The following is a 17,555-nucleotide window of genomic DNA, read 5'->3' on the forward strand; positions in this document are numbered from 1 at the left end:
AAAACATTGCACCACCTCGCTGGCAGCTTCAGCTTAAGTGGTTATGTACATTGCCGAAGTGTTAATACGCTTCGACAACAAAGCGAGTTACACCGGTAGTGCTTGTTGAACGACAATCCGGGTACCTTCCGCTTTAATTACAATAATCGGTGTATCAACTGGAATGAAGTCACCATCGGTCACAACATCAATTCGTTCGCCATCAAACATCGCTGTTCCAGATGGGCGAAGCGGTGTCAGACTGATTCCTTGCAGTCCAATCAACTCTTTGCGTTCCGTAGCAGATGAGTATCCACGTTCCGCAGAGAGACTGTCACTCAGGATAAATCGATTCCATATCCCTCGATCTTTAAACAGCACTGCAATAATAGCAATAACTACCACTGCTGCTCCGAAAGCAATACCCAATGACACAAATGCATCGCTTGTATCATAAGCAGCTCTCACAACACCTGCTACTAGCGCAATGGATCCCAGAATACCAAGAATACCCATGCTTGGTATGAACATCTCTAGAATCATCAGGATGAGTCCGACAGTAAATAGCACCCATGTCTCTGCTCCGGCAAATCCCGCAATGTAATTACCCGAGAAATACAACACGAAACACACGATACCTACAATACCAGGAACCCCAAAACCAGGAACGATCAATTCAATGGCCACACCTGCGATTCCGAGGAATAGAAGTACTGTCATGACAACGGGATTAGTAAGAAAAGATGAGATATTCTCCGCTGTCGTTCGTTCCACCTTAAATACATCATCCTGACTGTAACCGAGCCAAGCTGCTGCTTCCTCCGGTGTGTTGCTGATGTGGTCGGCATAACCAACTTTCAGCGCTTCTTCAGCCGAGAGCGCAATAATTTCACCTTTTTGCTTGGTTTTATTGATCTCTGGCATTTCAACAACGATGTTAACATCCGTCATTCCAGCTGCAATCTTGCCATCACGACCACTGATTTCAGCCGCTCCCTGCATTTTGCTTTTCCAGAATGCAACAAGCTTCGGATCATCAACATGTTTACCCGTACTGTCCACCATGGCTGCCGCACCAATCATACTGCCTGGTGACATTACGATCTTATCTGCATTCAGGGCCAGAAAACTTCCGGCTGAAGCAGCATCTCCACGGACAAATGCAACAGTCTCAATCGGACTGTCCTTGATCAGGATACCCAACGCTTCCGCAGTGTCTACACGACCTCCTGGCGTATTGATATCAAGAACGATCAGGCCAGCGTCCATCTTTTCCGCTTCCTTGAACCCGCGTTCCATGAACTTGCCAAGTCCCTGCTCGATTGGTTTATCAACCGGAATAATATATACGGCGCCACTCTTCTCAGCTGCATGCGCTGACGGTGATCCAATCCAGACAGGAAGCAACAGCGTCAGCAGCATTAAGAGCATCAATGGCCCCGTAAGCTTCTTCCGGCGCTTTCCCTTCACAATAGTCCCCCCTTTTCCATTAATGTTATACTGTCCAGCTTATGGTATTTATTACGTGCAATGCAACATTTCGTTTCAAAATCTTAAAATTATATTTGAAAACTTGATCAATTGCAAGAATATAAAACCATAATCATATATATTAACCATTAAAAAGAAATTCGACTTCCCTAAGAACATCCTGAATTAGAATAAATGGAAAAAACACCTTCTGACAAGTCAGAAGGTGTTTATTGATTTGCTTTATTGCAGGAATTGTTGAACTGCTTGATTCACCAGTTTGCCGTCCGCTTTGCCTTTAACTTTCGGCATAAGGGCCGCCATAACTTTCCCCATCTCGGCTTTCGAAGAAGCACCGGTTTCCTGGATGGTCTGCTGTACAATAACTTTAATTTCTTCTTCGGAAAGCTGTGCGGGAAGGTACTGGATGAGTACTTCAATTTCCGCTTTAGCATTTGCCGCGAGGTCTTCACGGCCCGCTTTGTCAAATTCTTGGAGGGCATCTTTGCGCTGTTTGATTTCACGACTCAGAATATCAAGCACTTCGTTGTCATCCAAATCTCTTTTCAAATCTATTTCAAGATTCTTGATCGTCGAACGAATCAACCGAATGTTGGAGAGTCTGAACTTGTCCTTACTCTTCATCGCTTGCTTCATATCTTCGTTCAATCGTTCGCTAAGATTCATGTAGTTAAAATCCTCCTAAAACTTTCTCTTACGAGCAGCCTCGGACTTTTTCTTGCGCTTTACGCTTGGCTTCTCATAATGCTTACGTTTCTTCACCTCAGCCAATACGCCATCTTTAGCGATGGAGCGTTTAAAACGACGAAGTGCAGCATCAATAGTCTCGTTTTTGCGAACTTTAGTTTCAGACACCAGTTTTCCCTCCCTCCGACCAGACCGTCCAAGAGCAATAACACGGTTCATCATCTTTCATTATAGGCGAAAGGTAATAAAGGTGTCAACCTCAATGTAATGATCACTTATTTATATGAGCGTTTGGTCACATATCCATGGACTTCATGCATATGACTAAATCCTCAATAGTAGTACCCATTAGCTCGTTATTGGTGAGAATCCGACAGGCTTGTTAACACGCCAAGTCTTGTACCACCCAACAAATGATAATGCAGATGATGAACAGTTTGTTCTCCATCCTTACCACAATTGTTGATTAAGCGATATCCTGTTTCATCCACGCCAAGACGCTTGGCTGCTTCTTGAGCAGCCAGATGAATCTCACCGATCAAAGGCAGATCTTCTGCAGTAACTTCATTCATGGAAGCAATATGTTTCTTCGGAATGACAAGCACATGTGTCGGTGCAGCGGGCTGGATGTCATGAAACACGATAACATGGTCATTCTCCAGTACTTTATTGGAGGGAATGGTGCCCTCTACAATTTTGCAAAATAAGCAATCCATAGTTCATACCCTCCTTTGTATCCCAATGTATGTATTCCCTTCTATCATACTAGAAGTACAAACTCACGTCCAATGTCCAGTCACACAATCAGGTGATCTATGTCAACTCTGCATCTCCTATAAATGTCGGCAAGAATTGGGGCTCACGGATGGTTTGATTCGTATCTCCGTTGGGATCGAGGATGTGGAGGATTTACTTGAGGATCTGAAACTTCATCAAGTTAAGGGCATTTTGCAGTCCATGCTGGGCTGATACTCGCGAATGGAAAGTTGACGATTTTCTAAGGAACACAGGACCTCTTAATTGGGGTCAGGCTCTCATTTCAAAATTATAAGGAACATCAGACACGTTATTTCCCAAAATAACCTCACAACAATGCTGGAAATGGCTGTTTATCCGGTTATAGCGTGTCCCAGATTCTTTAGATTGCTGCTGACGCTTCAAAACCTTGTAGAAGATGCCTCAGATTCTTTAGTGCTCACATCATGCTCTTCTCCTCCAACCGTAAGGCATGAGAACAGCATCAATTTCACCCGAAACGAAGCTTCTTATCGGAATAGAGTATTAAATAGAGAATTAAAGCCATGCGGTGTCTTGATTGTTGCTCACACATGGGTACATTCTCGCTTTTCGCATATTCAGAATACGATTCGCCGTTTGCTGCTACGAACACGTGAAGGCTCGCTTCTGCTTTCAGCAGGTTAACTACACGGTATATGCCATTCCACTTATCATCGACCTTTCCCTAATTAGGGTCCAAAAAAAGGTCATGCCTTACAGAAGTTCGCTTCTGCAAAGGCATGACCTTTGGGATGTTCGGTATGTTGCCAGTTGTATTGCAATGACAGGTCGCGATACATCAGGCTGAGACTCCGTATGTGATAAAACCGCTCTATTTCATACTGCATGGTAGTTTCTTTCCACGAATGAAACATATTCATCCTGAGCTGTTCTTTTTCAAAGGCGTTAAGGAACATGAAAATGACTCACTGTTCGTATGCCTTTATTTCTCAATTTCAATAGTACGGTAAAAGGGTTAACGCCGTAAGCGCAAATAACGGGAGCACCAGACGGTTAAAACGTCTACGTCCATAACCATAATATGGATAAGGCGTAGGGTAGCCGTAACCTGGATAAAATCCGCGAGTATGACCTATTGGATAGTTCCCTCCAGGCATGGCATTTGGAGCCCAGTTCGCATGATTCATCATGGCTTCCGGTCCAACGGGAACAGCCAGGTAGATCATTTCGTCATCCACATTTTCCATTATGCCATCGTAGTGCATACCGTCATTCATCTGTACACATACATAACGGTGCATGTGTGCCTTGCATAATTTCTTCGCTTCCACTTTTTCCACTTGCCAACGCCTCCCTGATTCTGCTCTTGATCACCTTTTCATGGTATTCAGAACTGGGCGAATTGACACTACCGACGAGAAAACACAAAAAAAGAAGCACCCCGTGAGCGGCTTCCTTAGAAGTCTGCTGCGCGGACATCTATTCAGGATACGTCCTGATCAGATGTCCGCCGGGGTACTTAAATAAGGTTTGTCGGCTTAACTGTAGTATAACAGCGGGATGAACCTGTATCTGTGATGAAACTCACTCCGTTATGTCATACAAGCAAGAAAAGAAATATTTTTACAATAATAATATTCGGTAATAGTGCGTGTTCAAAAGGTCTTTTTTAGCACCAAAAAGATGGCATAAAGCCAGAAATGTCGTAGGGAGCGTAAAAAGCTACCTGAGCAACTGCAATGTTTCCCCAGGCATCAATATAAGCCCCTACTTATTTCGGCTATACTTCATATTCGATGTTGAGGATGATGCTGCCGCCAGACACCCTTCGTAATCAAGAGCGGACTTTTTGAACAACCTCAATATTCAGTGGCTTGGACTATAAGAAACGCTTCTATCCGTGATATTGCTTACATCGTTTCACGCTACAGGGTCTCCAAGACCACCCGTGAGCCGTTTCCGGCCTCACCTGCCGGAATCACCACAAGCTTGCGCGGCAAGCGTGCACGCAGTTCAGGTACGTGACTGATTACACCAACAGCCAATCGGTCGTCATGCAATTTTTCCAGAGACGTAATGACAGTATCCAACAGCTCAGGGTCAAGTGTACCAAACCCTTCATCCAGGAAAAAGAATTGAAGCGGGTACTGACCTCGCAGCTGAATCTGGGCCGACAGTGCCAAGGCCAGTGACAACGAAGTCAAAAACGTCTCGCCACCGGATAACGTCGATACCGGTCGTTTGACTCCTCCGTTGGCATCATCACAGATCACAAAACCACCACCGGAATCCACCTCCAGTGAATAACGTTGTTTGGTCAGGAAGCGCAGACGCTGAGATGCCGCATGACTGACCTGCATCAGTTGTTCCTCCGCAATATATTCAACAAAAGCATTACCTCTGAATGCGGATTGAAGTTTGCTGAGCAGTTCGCCTTGACGGCTGACCTCCAACCGCTTGTTCTCCAGTTCGGTCCAGCGAACATGTCGCTGCTCCACATCCTCCAGATCACGTTCTGCACGTGCTTTCGCACGTAGGGCAGCCTCATCCTGAGCCCGGACCTGCTGCAAACGTTCAGTGCAGGCTAACCACTGCTCCTCCGATACAACTGCACCACCCAGCTTTTGTTCCAGTTCACGCAATTGGGATGCCAGTTCACGCTCACGTTCACGGTGCTGCTGGATCTCGCCCGCCAGTTGTTCCGCTTCCTGGGAAGGCATCGCCGCGGACACAACGGCATCATCCGAGTCGAAAGGGGATTGTTCCAGCAATTGATTCCACCGTTCCTGTGCCTGTTGCAGATGCTCTGTTGCCGAGGCGGCAGCCTGCTGAGCCATGACATCTTTCTTGGCTGATTCCTGCTTCAGATGATCCGCTTCTTTGAAGCGTTGTGCTGACTCCGCAGCTTCTTTGCGCAGTCCATCCAGACGAGCCTGAGCCGCAGCAATCAGGTCTTCTACCCGCTGCTCCCCAACCCACTGGCGCAAGCGTTCTTCTTTCTCGGCGAGCAGTTTGTTATTGCCCTGCCACTGCGTTTGCCACTGGATCAGTTGTTTGTCCAATTCCACCAGCTTCTGCTGGAGCGATTGAATGATCTGGTCTTTCTCCTCAAGGAACGTCACGCTTTTATTCAGACGTTCCTTGATGTCTTCGGCGCGCGCATCGCGCTCCTGCATCGCCTGATAGAGGGCCTTGGCCTCCTCCTGAGCGATGCCCGGCAGTTCCGCGGCCCAGCGGCCCTGCAAGGCAGCCGCTGCAGCCTCGCTCTCGGCCAGCTTGCGCTCCGCCTGGGCGAGCCCGGCACGGCCGGCCTCTTGCGCAGCTGCCGCTTCCATGCGGCGCTGCTGCGCGCCCACAGCCGCCTGCTGCAACGCGGCGGCTTCGGCCTGGAGCGGCGCTGCTGCGGCAGCCAGCGCCTGCGCGGCTTCGCGCAGCGCAGCGGCACGCGATGCCCAGCTTGCCGGGGAGCGCCCGTATTCGGGCGACCCGGCGGGCTCGGGCTCCGCTGCCGCAGGCGCGGCCTCGGCTGCGGCCGGAGCTTCGCCGGCCGCAGCGCCAAGCTGCGTCAGCAGGCTGCGACGTTCGTGCAGCTGCTGGCGCAGCCCAAAGCGCAGCTCCTGCAGCTCCGCGTGCAGGCTGCGCAGCAGTTCCAGGTCCGCATCGCCTGCGTGCGGACCTTCTCCCGGCGGCGCAGCCGGGAGCGGGTGATGCGGCGAGCCGCACACCGGGCATGGCTCGCCATCGCGCAGCTCGGCGCGCAAGGCGGAGGACAGCTGGTGCAGCTCCTGCTCGCGCATCGTGCCACGCAGCTGTTCCTCCGCAAGGGCCAGCAGGCTCTGTTCGCGGCTGAGGTCCTGCTCACAGGCAAGCAAGGCCTCAAGACCTGCTGACGCCTGTTCCACGAGATGCTGACGCTGATCACTCAGGCGTCTCTCTTCCTCAGCCGCCGCCTTCAGCTTGTCGGCTCCCTGCTCTGCCGACTGCTTATAGGCTTGCATGTCAGCCTTGTTTTGCTGCAATTGCTCCGCAGCAGTATCCACACGATGCTTCAGTTCAAGCGCCGCCTGAAGAAGCCTGCGTTCCTCTGACTTCACTTCATTCGGCTTGAGGCTCTCCTGTAGTTCCTCACGTCGTTTGCGCCCGCGCTGCTGCAGCTCCTTTTCCTTTTCAAGTTGCTGTCCCAGCGCGGTCTGTTCGCCCTGCCCCTGTTCCAGAAACTGAGCAAGGCGCGAGCAATCGGCTTGAAGCCCATCCCGTTCCCGTTGCAGCTCTTTCGCTTGTTCGAGCTGCTCCAGGCGCAGCATAAGTTTCGGTTCTTCCTCAGTCAATTGCTTACGTGACGTCTCGGCCTTCTCCGATTCCTGAATAGCCACACGCTCATGTTCCAGAGCTTGCTGATGAGCCGTCTCGGCAATATCCTGCCGCTGCTTCTGTGTAGCTGTAGCATCTCGAACCGTCTGCAACGCAGGCAGTATGGCATCTGCCGCAACGGATTGTTTCAGCCGTTGTTCGCCCGCCTCAACCTGTGGCTCCAGAGCCTTCAGCTTCTGCTGTTCATCTGTACGAGCCTGCCGTTCGTGACTTAACTCACGAATTTTACCCAGTTGTTCGGCTTCCTTTGCAGCTTCATCCAGCGCTTTGCGGGACAATTCAGACTGCTGAACAGCAGCTTGAAGAAGACGTTTCGTCTCATCCAATGTTTCCTTGCTGGCATTGCCAAGTCCCTGTTGCTCCGCAGCAAGGGATTGGTGAACCATATCATTATCCTTGACCCGCCGACTTAATTTGATGGCCAACTGGTCCCCATACTTCTCCAGATGGAATAATCGTTGCAGCATCTGGCGACGCTCACTACCTTTGAGTGACAAAAACTCGGCAAACTTCCCTTGCGGAAGCACCACTGCCCGTGTAAAATCATCCATCTTCAAACCGATCACTTCTTCAACGCAGCGATTCACATCTGCCAATTTGTCGGCAAGTACCTGCTCTTCGCCATGGACCGTCTCTATGAATTTGCTGATCGTGTTACTTACCGACACTTCATTATTTCGTTTAAAACGTCTCTCTACCCGGAATCTTCGAGTACCCTCAGTCGACATCAATTCAAATGTAAAAGCAACCGACAACGAATCCTCTGCATGATTCATAATGCCCTGCGTCCCGTTCACCGCACGTTCCACTTTGCCGTACATGGCGAGTGTGATGGCATCAAGCAAGGAAGATTTACCACTGCCCGTTGGACCGAAAATACCGAATAGACCCGTCTCCGTCAGCACGGTAAAATCAATCTCCTGCATCTCCCGATAGCTTTGAAGTCCGGCAACTTTCAGTAGAATTGGCTTCATCTTTCCTCGACCTCCTCACGCAGACCCGGCTCGTCTTCATCCACAAGTTCAAGGAAAAGCTGTACCAGGCTGTCTTCGGGCTGTGCGCCGCCTGTCTGACGCTGATAGAATTTACGGAACAGTTCATGTACCGGCAGCTCGGATCGTTGCTCCAAAAGTCCTGCTGCAGCCATCTCGGGATACACCGGGCGAATATGAATGATCCCTTCATGTGACTTTCGCAGCTGTTGAATCTCCTTCAGAGACATTGCCTCGTCCAGCCATACTTCCATGTCAATAAAAGCCTCCGGATCACGTCCCTCTTCCAGCCAGCGATATACTTCTGCCAGACCGCCACGTGCCTTCCAGCGAACAAGCGGACGCCCGGACGTCAACAAAACTTCTTCTACCTGTGCTGATCCGCCCGGTGCGAGATCAACCATCGTGACAGACTTGCTCTGTCCTGCTTCCGAGAAGCTGTAGGCGAGAGGAGAACCGCTATATCGAATCACACCGTCTCCTTTGACAGCCTGTGCTCGATGGAGATGTCCAAGTGCCGTGTATTGTGCTCCAGTCGATAGAGATGAAGGGTCCACCGTGTAGGCCCCACCAATCTGAATCGGACGTTCCGAATCACTCTCAAGGCCTCCGAGCACATAGATATGACTCATGGCCATATTCACGGTATCCGGGCGAAAAGAAGCTGCCAGACGCTGCATTAACATACCCACCCGGTGACTATATGCCTGGCGAAGCACATTTTCGTCCCCATCCGTTGTCAGCAATTCATTCAATCTGGCTTCAGAAGGATAAGGTAATGCCGCAATCTGTCCAGTCTCTCCGGTACGCTTGGCATGGATGGTCACTGCTTCTGAAGTAGGCATACCTACGAGTGTAATGCCCTGCCTGTTCACAAGTGGCGTAACCGAAGCTACACGTTCTGGCTGATCATGATTGCCTGCAATGACCACGAGAGGTCTTCCATGCTCCGTCAGACGCGCTGCAGCTTCGTAAAAAAGCTGCTCCGCAGCTGCGGGAGGATTCACCGAATCATACACATCTCCAGCCATCAATATGGCATCCGCCTGCTGCTCATCCGCCAGTCTGACGAGTTCATCAACGAAATCCTCCTGTTCACGCAGTCGGCTTCGTCCTTCCAGCGTTTTTCCCAAATGCCAGTCCCCTGTGTGCAAAATACGCATCGTCCGTTCCACCCCTCTCCCATGTGATATCCATGGTTCTGATTCCGATCAAGTTCTTTTACAGTTTCACTGCATGTCCACCATCAAAAAAGTACAGCCATTTCCGGTCAACTTTCCGACCTAATATATCTTCAATCGCCCGTCCATACAGATCCAGTTGGAAACGATAGTTTTTGGTGAGTTCATCCAAACCACCACGATGCTCCAACACCCGGTCTGTCTTGTAATCGAGCAGGACAAGCTCGCCGTCAACCTCATACAGACAATCGATAATCCCTTGTACTAGCACAGTTTCATTTTCAATGGATGCTTGCAGTTTGCTATCTTCATTTATAGTGTGCATACCTGAGTTCGCTGCCTGTCCATGTAGCCACTCCACAGGGGACTGATGTGCCGGAAGTCCATACACAAACGGAATCTCCCGTTTCACCCATTCTGCACGCAACAGTTCTTTCCCTGGTTCTGTATTGAAGAATCCGGTCAGTTCTTCAGGTTCGATCGCCTCAACATGATGGGGCAGCAGAATCTGAAGCTTAATCAACCGCTCAATGGTATGTTCAACAACCTGTGAGTCAATGGTTGTTGATCCATCCACAGGAAGATGCTGCATCAACGTATGATACACGTTCCCCCGCTCTGCTCCAGTCAGTTGGTTCTCACCCATAAATTTGGGACGACGCAGATGTAATTTAAATGACGTTCCCGCAGATCCCGCATCCGAAACATTCACCGCACCGCTCGAATCTGCCCCCAACCCAGTCCCATGCTCGTTCAATTCACTGGATAAACCATGTAGTACAAGGCCTGCTTCATCGTTGGTGTAATGGTTTCCCGGGTTGTTATGATCCAATAATGTCTCGGATTGTTCTCCCAGTTCCTCCATCACCTCTACAGACTGGATGTCCTGCATCGCAAGTAACGTTTTCAACTCCGTGACAGATGTACTGGCTGCCACTTGAGTTGCTGCCTCATAGGGATATGTCCATGAAAGCCGTTGATCAACCTCGTGCATCAGCCGTGTCTCCTCTTGTTGAAGAGCTACCGTATCTGCACCTGTATCTGCAATGTTTTGGTTCGTCGTATCTTGTGCATTCATCGTGAGCTCTTCTACAGTTGAGGATGTAACCAATTTCACGGGCTGAACCGCTTTTAGCGCAGCAATTCGTTCTTTCCGCACCGCAGTCATCCCATCTTCTTCTCCCTGAGTCTGATCCACCACATGATCACGGGATACCTGATCGGCGGAAATAATAGAAATTGCCCATCGTGATTGATCATCTGCAAGACAGGACGAGAACGAATCATTGCTTCCAGCAAGTTCACGCAGCACAGCCGCATCTGGATGCCTCATCAAGGATGGTCCAATCCAGTCCAAGTAACTCCGTCCAGCAGCCAGCAGGTAGTCTGGCAATGCCAGTTCAGTACTGTCCTTGACCTGAGACCACGCCAACGCTTTTTTCGCCGCATCTTTTACAGTACCCAGCAAAATCATTTTCTCTTTGGGACGGGTCAACGCAACGTACAACACACGCATCTCTTCAGCAAGCAATTCAAATTGCGCGCGACGACGAATCGCCAGATTGGCTAGTGTAGGATAGGCAACCCGGTTCTCACGATCCACAAACCTCGGACCAAATCCCAGTTCCTTATGCATGAGAAACGGTGCGTTCAGATCCTGCTGATTGAACATCTTGGATATGCCTCCGACAAAGACAATGGGAAACTCCAGACCCTTACTCCGGTGAATCGTCATGATACGTACAGCGTTGTCCTGCTCACCGGAACTACCCGCTACAGTCCCCAGGTCTCCTCCGTTTTCCCGCAATCTTGAGACATAGGTCAGGAAACGGAACAAGCCGCGATTTGCAGTTGATTCCTCATATTGTCGTGCGCGATCGTACAATGCCTTAAGATTACTTTGACGTTGCAATCCTCCGGGAAGACCACCAACCCAGTCCAAATACCCGGTTTCTCGGTACATACGCCAGATTAGTTCACTCAGACTGCCTTGTCTTGCCTCAAGTCTCCACTGCTGCAATTGACGCAAAAAGAGAATTAACTTTTGCTGCAACGCCGAGCCTGAAATCTCCGTAACGCCCATATCCTCGCTTGCATGTCCAGTAAAACCAGCATCTTGAATTCCTTCTGTATGCACATCGAATTCATATCCATGGTCAAGAATCTCTGCTTCGACAGAAGCGGCTGTCTCCCGCTGTCCTTGTTCCATCTCTGACCAGGCTTCCGGCCACTGCAACTGGACGATATTGGAATCAGGATGATTTTCCTGCCGGGATTGTTGTACGTCATTAGTGGAAGAATCGCCCCATTCCCCAGCAGCCGTTATAACTGCATCATAGAATGACTGTCTTTTGTCACCGAGCCGAATCTGTGCCAGTTCTTCTTCATCCAATCCAACAATCGGGGAACGAAGCACGGAAGCGAGCGGAATATCCTGCCTTGGATTATCAACAAGCTGAAGCATAGACATCATGATTTCCACTTCCGTGGCCTGGAAGTACCCCTTGCTCTGTTCTCCTCCAGCAGGAATTCCCTGCTGTCTGAACTCCTCAATCATGAGCGGAGCCCACATCAAGGTTGAACGCAGCAAGATGACCATGTCACCGTAACGTGCCGGGCGCATCGTTTGCAGGGCTTTGTCGTACACATGGAGGGCAGGTTGGTCCGTATCTCCAACCATCTCACGAATACGCCTTGCGATTGCCCGTGCTTCCAACTGGGCTGTCTCAAGTTCGGCACTTTCCAGTTCTGCGGAGACCGCTGCATCCCCGTTCTCATCCGTACTCTCTGTCAGATCAGGACCGCCGCCCTGACGATCAATTAGCATAAGTTCAGGTGTATACGCCTCATCGCCAAGCGTTTCTGACGGGAACGTAGCCCCATATGCCAGTTGAGCACGTTCATCGTAAGCAATCTCTGCCACACCTTCGTTCATGAGTTGCCGGAATATCATATTGACCGAATGCACGACTTCCGCACGACTGCGGAAATTACGTGCCAGATCAATACGTTGACCTGTACGATTCGGGCGATCTTCACCATTTCTGTCCTCATGCGTGTTCGCTCCGTACTGACGATACTTGTTCATAAACAGACCTGGCTCAGCCAACCGGAACCGGTAGATACTCTGTTTGACATCACCTACCATGAAACGGTTACCCGGGTTTTCTCTGGAGATCAGTTTCACGATATCTTCCTGAACCGTATTGGTATCCTGATATTCATCAAGCAACACCTCATCGAATCGCGAACGATATTCCATAGCCGCATCGGAAGGCATCGAGAGTTCAGGCGTTGAATCCTCATGTCGCAAAATGTGAAGACAATAATGCTCCAGATCACTGAAGTCCACTTGCCCACGTTCCTGTTTGGCCTGCCGATAACGTTCTCCAAATGTACTCACCAACCTCGACAACTCCTGCATGAGTGGTGCCGCCTGCTCCAGCTCCTGCCAGAACGAAAACGCACTTCTTCCGAACAATGAGCCTTTCAGGTCGGAAACTGCCTTTTTCGCAGCCTCTCGGAGTTCCTTCACTTGATCCTGTAAAGCCGGGTCCGTTTGATCCTTTTTGCAGGGTTTCAATTTGCCAAATGCCGCGGGTTGAAACACTTCGGGCAACTTTTCCCACGGCATTACCTGGGTCGCAGACAGCAGCTCCTCCACCATCACCAGATCTTCTTTTAACGTATCTGCATACGGTGCAGGGCCTTCAGGCTGCATGGAAATATGGATGCCTTGGCGGAGCAGTCCTGCAGCACCACTTAAAGCAAGAGCAGCATCACGCATAATACTCTGAACCCATGCTGAATGCCCCAGCTCCTCCACACTCTCCACCTGAAAAGCGGATGCCATCTCTGAGAGCCAATGATCCGGCCAGGAATGGCTGCGGGAGAAATCATACAAGCGTTGCACCAGTCGATGCATGGCATCATCGTTTCGTTCTCCACTGAACCAGTCCACCAATTCACGGAATGTACTGCCTTCATCTTCTTCACCATACTTTTCCTCGAAGAGTTCTTCCAGCAGTTCCTGCCGCATGATTTCCGCTTCATTTTCATTCAGGATACGGAAAGCCGGGTTCAACGGAATTTGCTGATAGTACCGGCGAATGACTTCCATACAGAATGAATGCAATGTTGTAATGGATGCCCGCCCAAGCAGGGACAGCTGCTTACGCAGATGTTCTTCTCCAGGCTGTTCTTCAAGCGCACGTTCCAGTGCTTCCCGAATCCGTTGTTTCATCTCGGCGGCGGCGGCTTTGGTAAACGTAGCTACAAGCAAACGATCCACACTGAATCCTTGGGAGGGATCTGCGATCTTGCGAATAATACGTTCAACCAATACGGCTGTTTTGCCCGATCCCGCCGCAGCAGCAACCAGAATATCTTCTCCGCTTTCCGAGATCGCACTCCACTGATCGTCACTCCAGAAGCTTCCTTCCGGTTTAGGCATATTCGTCATGATGTTTCCCCTCCCTTGGTGTGAGATAACATATCCCAGATTTGCTGTTTGCCCGGTTTGGCAAGCAGATTATATTCATTTCCTTCTATATTCTCATCAAACTGACAAACAGGCTTATATGGACAGAACGTGCATGCCACTTCCTGCTGAATACGATAAGGCTCAATCGCCACATCCCCATCCGTAATCCGGGTACCAATCTCGCGGATGTTACTGCGAACTGAAGCAAGCAGCGTATCCCATTGCTCTGGCGTAGCTACAGCGGCGCTGCTATAAAAGCTGCCATCTGCTTTAAGAGCAACCGGAATTATGGCCGAATATCCCTTATCCAGGGTATTGTCCATTTGCGTGATAGCATCCCGGTCCGCCAGCAGCAGACCTTTCATTTTGAACCGTTTCAGCAGTTCTTGTCCGGCTTGCTCCGATGTCATACCGTTTGCGGATTGCAACAGCGGGTTATGCACATGGAAATACAGCGTTCCTCCAGGCATCGCCGTTTCTCCAAGCCATTCCTCGGCAGCACTAAGCAGCACCTCCAGATAGGTGAGCATCTGCAATGACAGACCATAGTACACTTCATGCAGCTTGAGGTCCGTCTGGCTTGATTTATAGTCAATGACACGGAGGAGCAGACCATTCTCGCCTTCTGCCACATCCACACGGTCAATCCGACCCACAATCTCCATCACACAGCCGTTCTCCAGTTCAAAACGCAGAGGCGGCAGTGTTTTATCCGGTCCAAAATCAAGCTCCAGCCCAATCGGTTCAAAACTTCCACGTCTGGACTGTTCACCCAGAATAACGGAAGCCCGGCTAACAATGTCCTTCAATTTGCGGAAAATATAACCGTATCGCTTGGTGCTTAACAAAATCTCCCCTTGCAGCTGTGGAGCAATCTGCTCCACCGTTTGCTCGGCTTCCTGACGGCATTGGTCTGGAGTCAAACTGCCCCAACTACGATTTTCTTCGCGCAACCGCATAGCCAGCTGGCTTAGTGCAGCATGAAACAGCTGTCCGATATCAGGAGCCTGAAGGCGGTACAATTGCCGTTCTTTGAGACGCAGCCCATGCGAGGCAAAATGGGAGAACGGACAAGCTACGAACCGCTCCATTCGTGAAACACTCGTCCTCACCTCTGTGCCATACAGTCTGCGACTGGTGGCTGTACGTAGTGGCAATGCCCGATTACGATAAAAGATTGATCCCATCAACCGTTCCAGCTGAGGTCTGCTTGTCTCCTGAGATACATGCCAATTGTAGACCGCCCACCACATTTCAGGGATGTCTTCTCCGCGACGCCATTTACGCAATTGTCCAATGAGCGCAGACAGACTCTGACCCGGATGGGTGACATACGACCAATGGGATTCTTCCGAGTTCACAACCGGTGGTTGGGCAAGCAATGGCTGTTCTTGTAGACCAAACATTTTCCGTACATGGCGGACAATTTCGGAAGGAAGCAGTGCTTTTCCCTCATCATCAGCAACCGGGTAACTCAACCACAATTGGTTGCTTGCCGCTGTAAGTGCCGTATAGATCAGAAAACGTTCATCCAACATTTGCCTCGTTGCACCTGGTCCAAGCGCTACACCTCTTTCCGTCAATAACGCTCTCTCCAGTTCCGTTAATACGCCATCATCCTGAGGTACAGCTGGCAATTCACCATCAACTGCACCAAGGATAAATACGTATTTGATATCCTGAAGACGTGTACGGTCCATGGAACCAACCAATACCTGATCAAGTGCGGGTGGTACCAGACCCAGCTTCAGTTCCGTTAATCCGGTCTCAATCATCCCGGCAAACAGAGTGATATCCAACCGTTCATTGCCCATCATATCTACCATCTGATCCAATAGATCCAGCACAGCTCCCCATATCTGCCGATGTTCTCTCGACCGTTCTGGGTCACCTTGAGTCTTAGCTTCAGCAGACATCTGTTCCAGCTTCCATGGAATCTCGGCCTCTTCCAGCAGTCTGTATAGTGCCTCGCATTGAGCTTTGGCTGTCTTTGCTTTTTTCATCCGTTTCTCAAAAGCACCCAAGGCATCTGTAATGACCGCTCGACAACGCTCCATTAAAGAAAGCATTTGGTCCCGTCCACGACTACGGCCATCCTGACCATTGTCTTCCAGCGACAGGCTGGGTACATACTTCCACGGCTTGCCGTCAGTCCAGCGATACCCATGAATACCACAAGCCAGCACATAATTCTCAAGCTGGTCCATATCTTCACGAGTGATGGAACCATCACGCGGAAGCAGCAGATCCGTTTTGACACAGCGAAATACATCCTCGTAACGCCAGTGGCGCCGAACAATATCCAGTGCGGAACGGATAAATTCGGATAATGGGTGATGAAGTTCATTTCTTCTGCGGTCCAGAAAGACAGGTACACCATAGTCCCTGAATAGCGGTTCAGCTATATCAGCGTAGGTATCCAACTGACGAACAAGTACTGCCATATCCCGATAACGCGCACCTTCGTTTTGCGCCAGACGCCGCATCTCACGGAGTGCTCCCTCCATCTCAGCTCGTCGGTTCTCCGCTGCAACTAGGCGAATTCCTGAATCAGTACCATCACCTTTCCAACGAATTCGGCGGTCAAAACCAGCCTCCAGATGAGCAAGTCCCGGACGATCCTTGTATCTAGGTGGAATCTCCGAATCTAGCACGGTGATATCGCTCGGTACACCCAGTTCTTCAGCCATCCCTTTCAAACGCGCATAGGCACTTGCCGTTGGATAGAACAGTTCCAGTTCTCCAGGCAGTGCGCCGTGATCATATGGACGATCCAATGTCAGTGCAATCGTCACGGAAGAGCACTGCAACATCAGGCGACCGATCACACTCATCTCCTGTGGCGTGAATCCCTGAAAACCATCAATCCAGATCTGAGCATCCTGCAGCAATGTACTTTCAGACAGGCGCTCTGTCAGTTCGGTCAACGTATCTTCATCATCAATATATAAATTGGTCAGTTCCTGTTCATAGTCACGATAGATCAGATTCAAGTCATGCAACTTGTCCTCCAGAATTGGCGAAGAGGATGAGGTATACCCTCCAGACAACCCTTCTTCCAGCAAAGATGGATCAACTTCATAACGTTTAAACTCACTATATAAGTCATTTAATTCGCCTATAAAACCCAGCTGGCTGCCGGATGCACCAAACAGCTTCAATTCTTCCTTACGACGCTGGATGACCTTATAGAGCAGCATCTTTTTGCCTTCGGCTCCGATTGGAATACGAGCAGAACCGCCTGCTTCCTGCATTATGCGGTAAGCTAATCGGCGAAAGCCGAGCACTTCTGCACGCATGGTACCTTTAATTGCTCCAGAAGACACCAATGCCTGCTCTGTTCGAAAGGAACTCTGTTCGGGAACGAGTAAAATCAAAGGTTTACCTTGCGGCTCCTTTTGAAGTAAGGATGTAATTTCCCGGGTAATCAGCGAGCTTTTGCCGCTGCCTGCCCGGCCAATAACAAAACGAACGGACATGTCTAATCCTCCAAACCACACGTACAAGATTTTAATTCCCAGTATAACATATCTGACTTGGTTCGGAACATACGTTTGCCACTATTCGGTAAAACCGGAGATTCTCTCCGTTAACACGGCAAAACAGCAAAAAGCCCGCAGCTGTTCACACTGT

9 protein-coding genes and 1 pseudogene are annotated in these 17,555 nt (G+C 49.9%); 1 reads left to right on the top strand and 9 read right to left on the bottom strand.

Going from position 1 to position 17,555, the window contains the following annotated elements:
• Positions 1-87 precede the first annotated feature (87 nt).
• The 4 genes from NLBNIHML_RS08490 to NLBNIHML_RS08505 form a co-directional block, all read right to left on the bottom strand.
• Positions 88-1,410, bottom strand: a complete 1,323-nt coding sequence (locus tag NLBNIHML_RS08490; RefSeq protein WP_494354686.1) for an NfeD family protein — start codon at positions 1,408-1,410, stop codon at positions 88-90.
• 282 nt (positions 1,411-1,692) lie between these two features.
• Positions 1,693-2,136, bottom strand: coding sequence for a GatB/YqeY domain-containing protein (locus NLBNIHML_RS08495; protein WP_062835503.1), 444 nt, complete (start codon positions 2,134-2,136; stop codon positions 1,693-1,695).
• Positions 2,137-2,151: 15 nt separating this feature from the next.
• Positions 2,152-2,325, bottom strand: a complete 174-nt coding sequence (gene rpsU, locus NLBNIHML_RS08500; RefSeq protein ID WP_005547957.1) for a 30S ribosomal protein S21 — start codon at positions 2,323-2,325, stop codon at positions 2,152-2,154.
• 188 nt (positions 2,326-2,513) lie between these two features.
• On the bottom strand, positions 2,514-2,873 hold the full coding sequence (locus tag NLBNIHML_RS08505) for a histidine triad nucleotide-binding protein (RefSeq protein WP_339236033.1): 360 nt from the start codon (positions 2,871-2,873) through the stop codon (positions 2,514-2,516).
• Positions 2,874-3,000: 127 nt separating this feature from the next.
• On the opposite strand from NLBNIHML_RS08505, the pseudogene NLBNIHML_RS08510 reads away from it, so the two are divergent.
• Positions 3,001-3,126 (top strand): annotated as a pseudogene (locus NLBNIHML_RS08510) (PLP-dependent transferase); the annotation flags it as partial.
• A 764-nt stretch (positions 3,127-3,890) separates the two neighbouring features.
• Here NLBNIHML_RS08510 and NLBNIHML_RS08515 read toward each other — a convergent pair.
• The 5 genes from NLBNIHML_RS08515 to addB form a co-directional block, all read right to left on the bottom strand.
• Positions 3,891-4,235, bottom strand: a complete 345-nt coding sequence (locus NLBNIHML_RS08515) for a hypothetical protein (protein ID WP_445252749.1) — start codon at positions 4,233-4,235, stop codon at positions 3,891-3,893.
• A gap of 585 nt (positions 4,236-4,820) precedes the next feature.
• Positions 4,821-8,240, bottom strand: coding sequence for an AAA family ATPase (locus NLBNIHML_RS08520; protein ID WP_494354154.1), 3,420 nt, complete (start codon positions 8,238-8,240; stop codon positions 4,821-4,823).
• Positions 8,237-9,421, bottom strand: a complete 1,185-nt coding sequence (locus NLBNIHML_RS08525; protein ID WP_494354155.1) for an exonuclease SbcCD subunit D — start codon at positions 9,419-9,421, stop codon at positions 8,237-8,239. The genes NLBNIHML_RS08520 and NLBNIHML_RS08525 overlap by 4 nt, the downstream gene beginning before the upstream one ends.
• Positions 9,422-9,479: 58 nt before the next feature.
• On the bottom strand, positions 9,480-13,901 hold the full coding sequence (addA, locus tag NLBNIHML_RS08530) for a helicase-exonuclease AddAB subunit AddA (RefSeq protein ID WP_494354156.1): 4,422 nt from the start codon (positions 13,899-13,901) through the stop codon (positions 9,480-9,482).
• Positions 13,898-17,401 (bottom strand): helicase-exonuclease AddAB subunit AddB, encoded by a 3,504-nt coding sequence (gene addB / locus NLBNIHML_RS08535; RefSeq protein ID WP_494354157.1) that lies wholly within the window; start codon positions 17,399-17,401, stop codon positions 13,898-13,900. The genes addA and addB overlap by 4 nt, the downstream gene beginning before the upstream one ends.
• Positions 17,402-17,555 lie beyond the last annotated feature (154 nt).

It is taken from the genome of Paenibacillus sp. JNU01 (assembly GCF_059130585.1).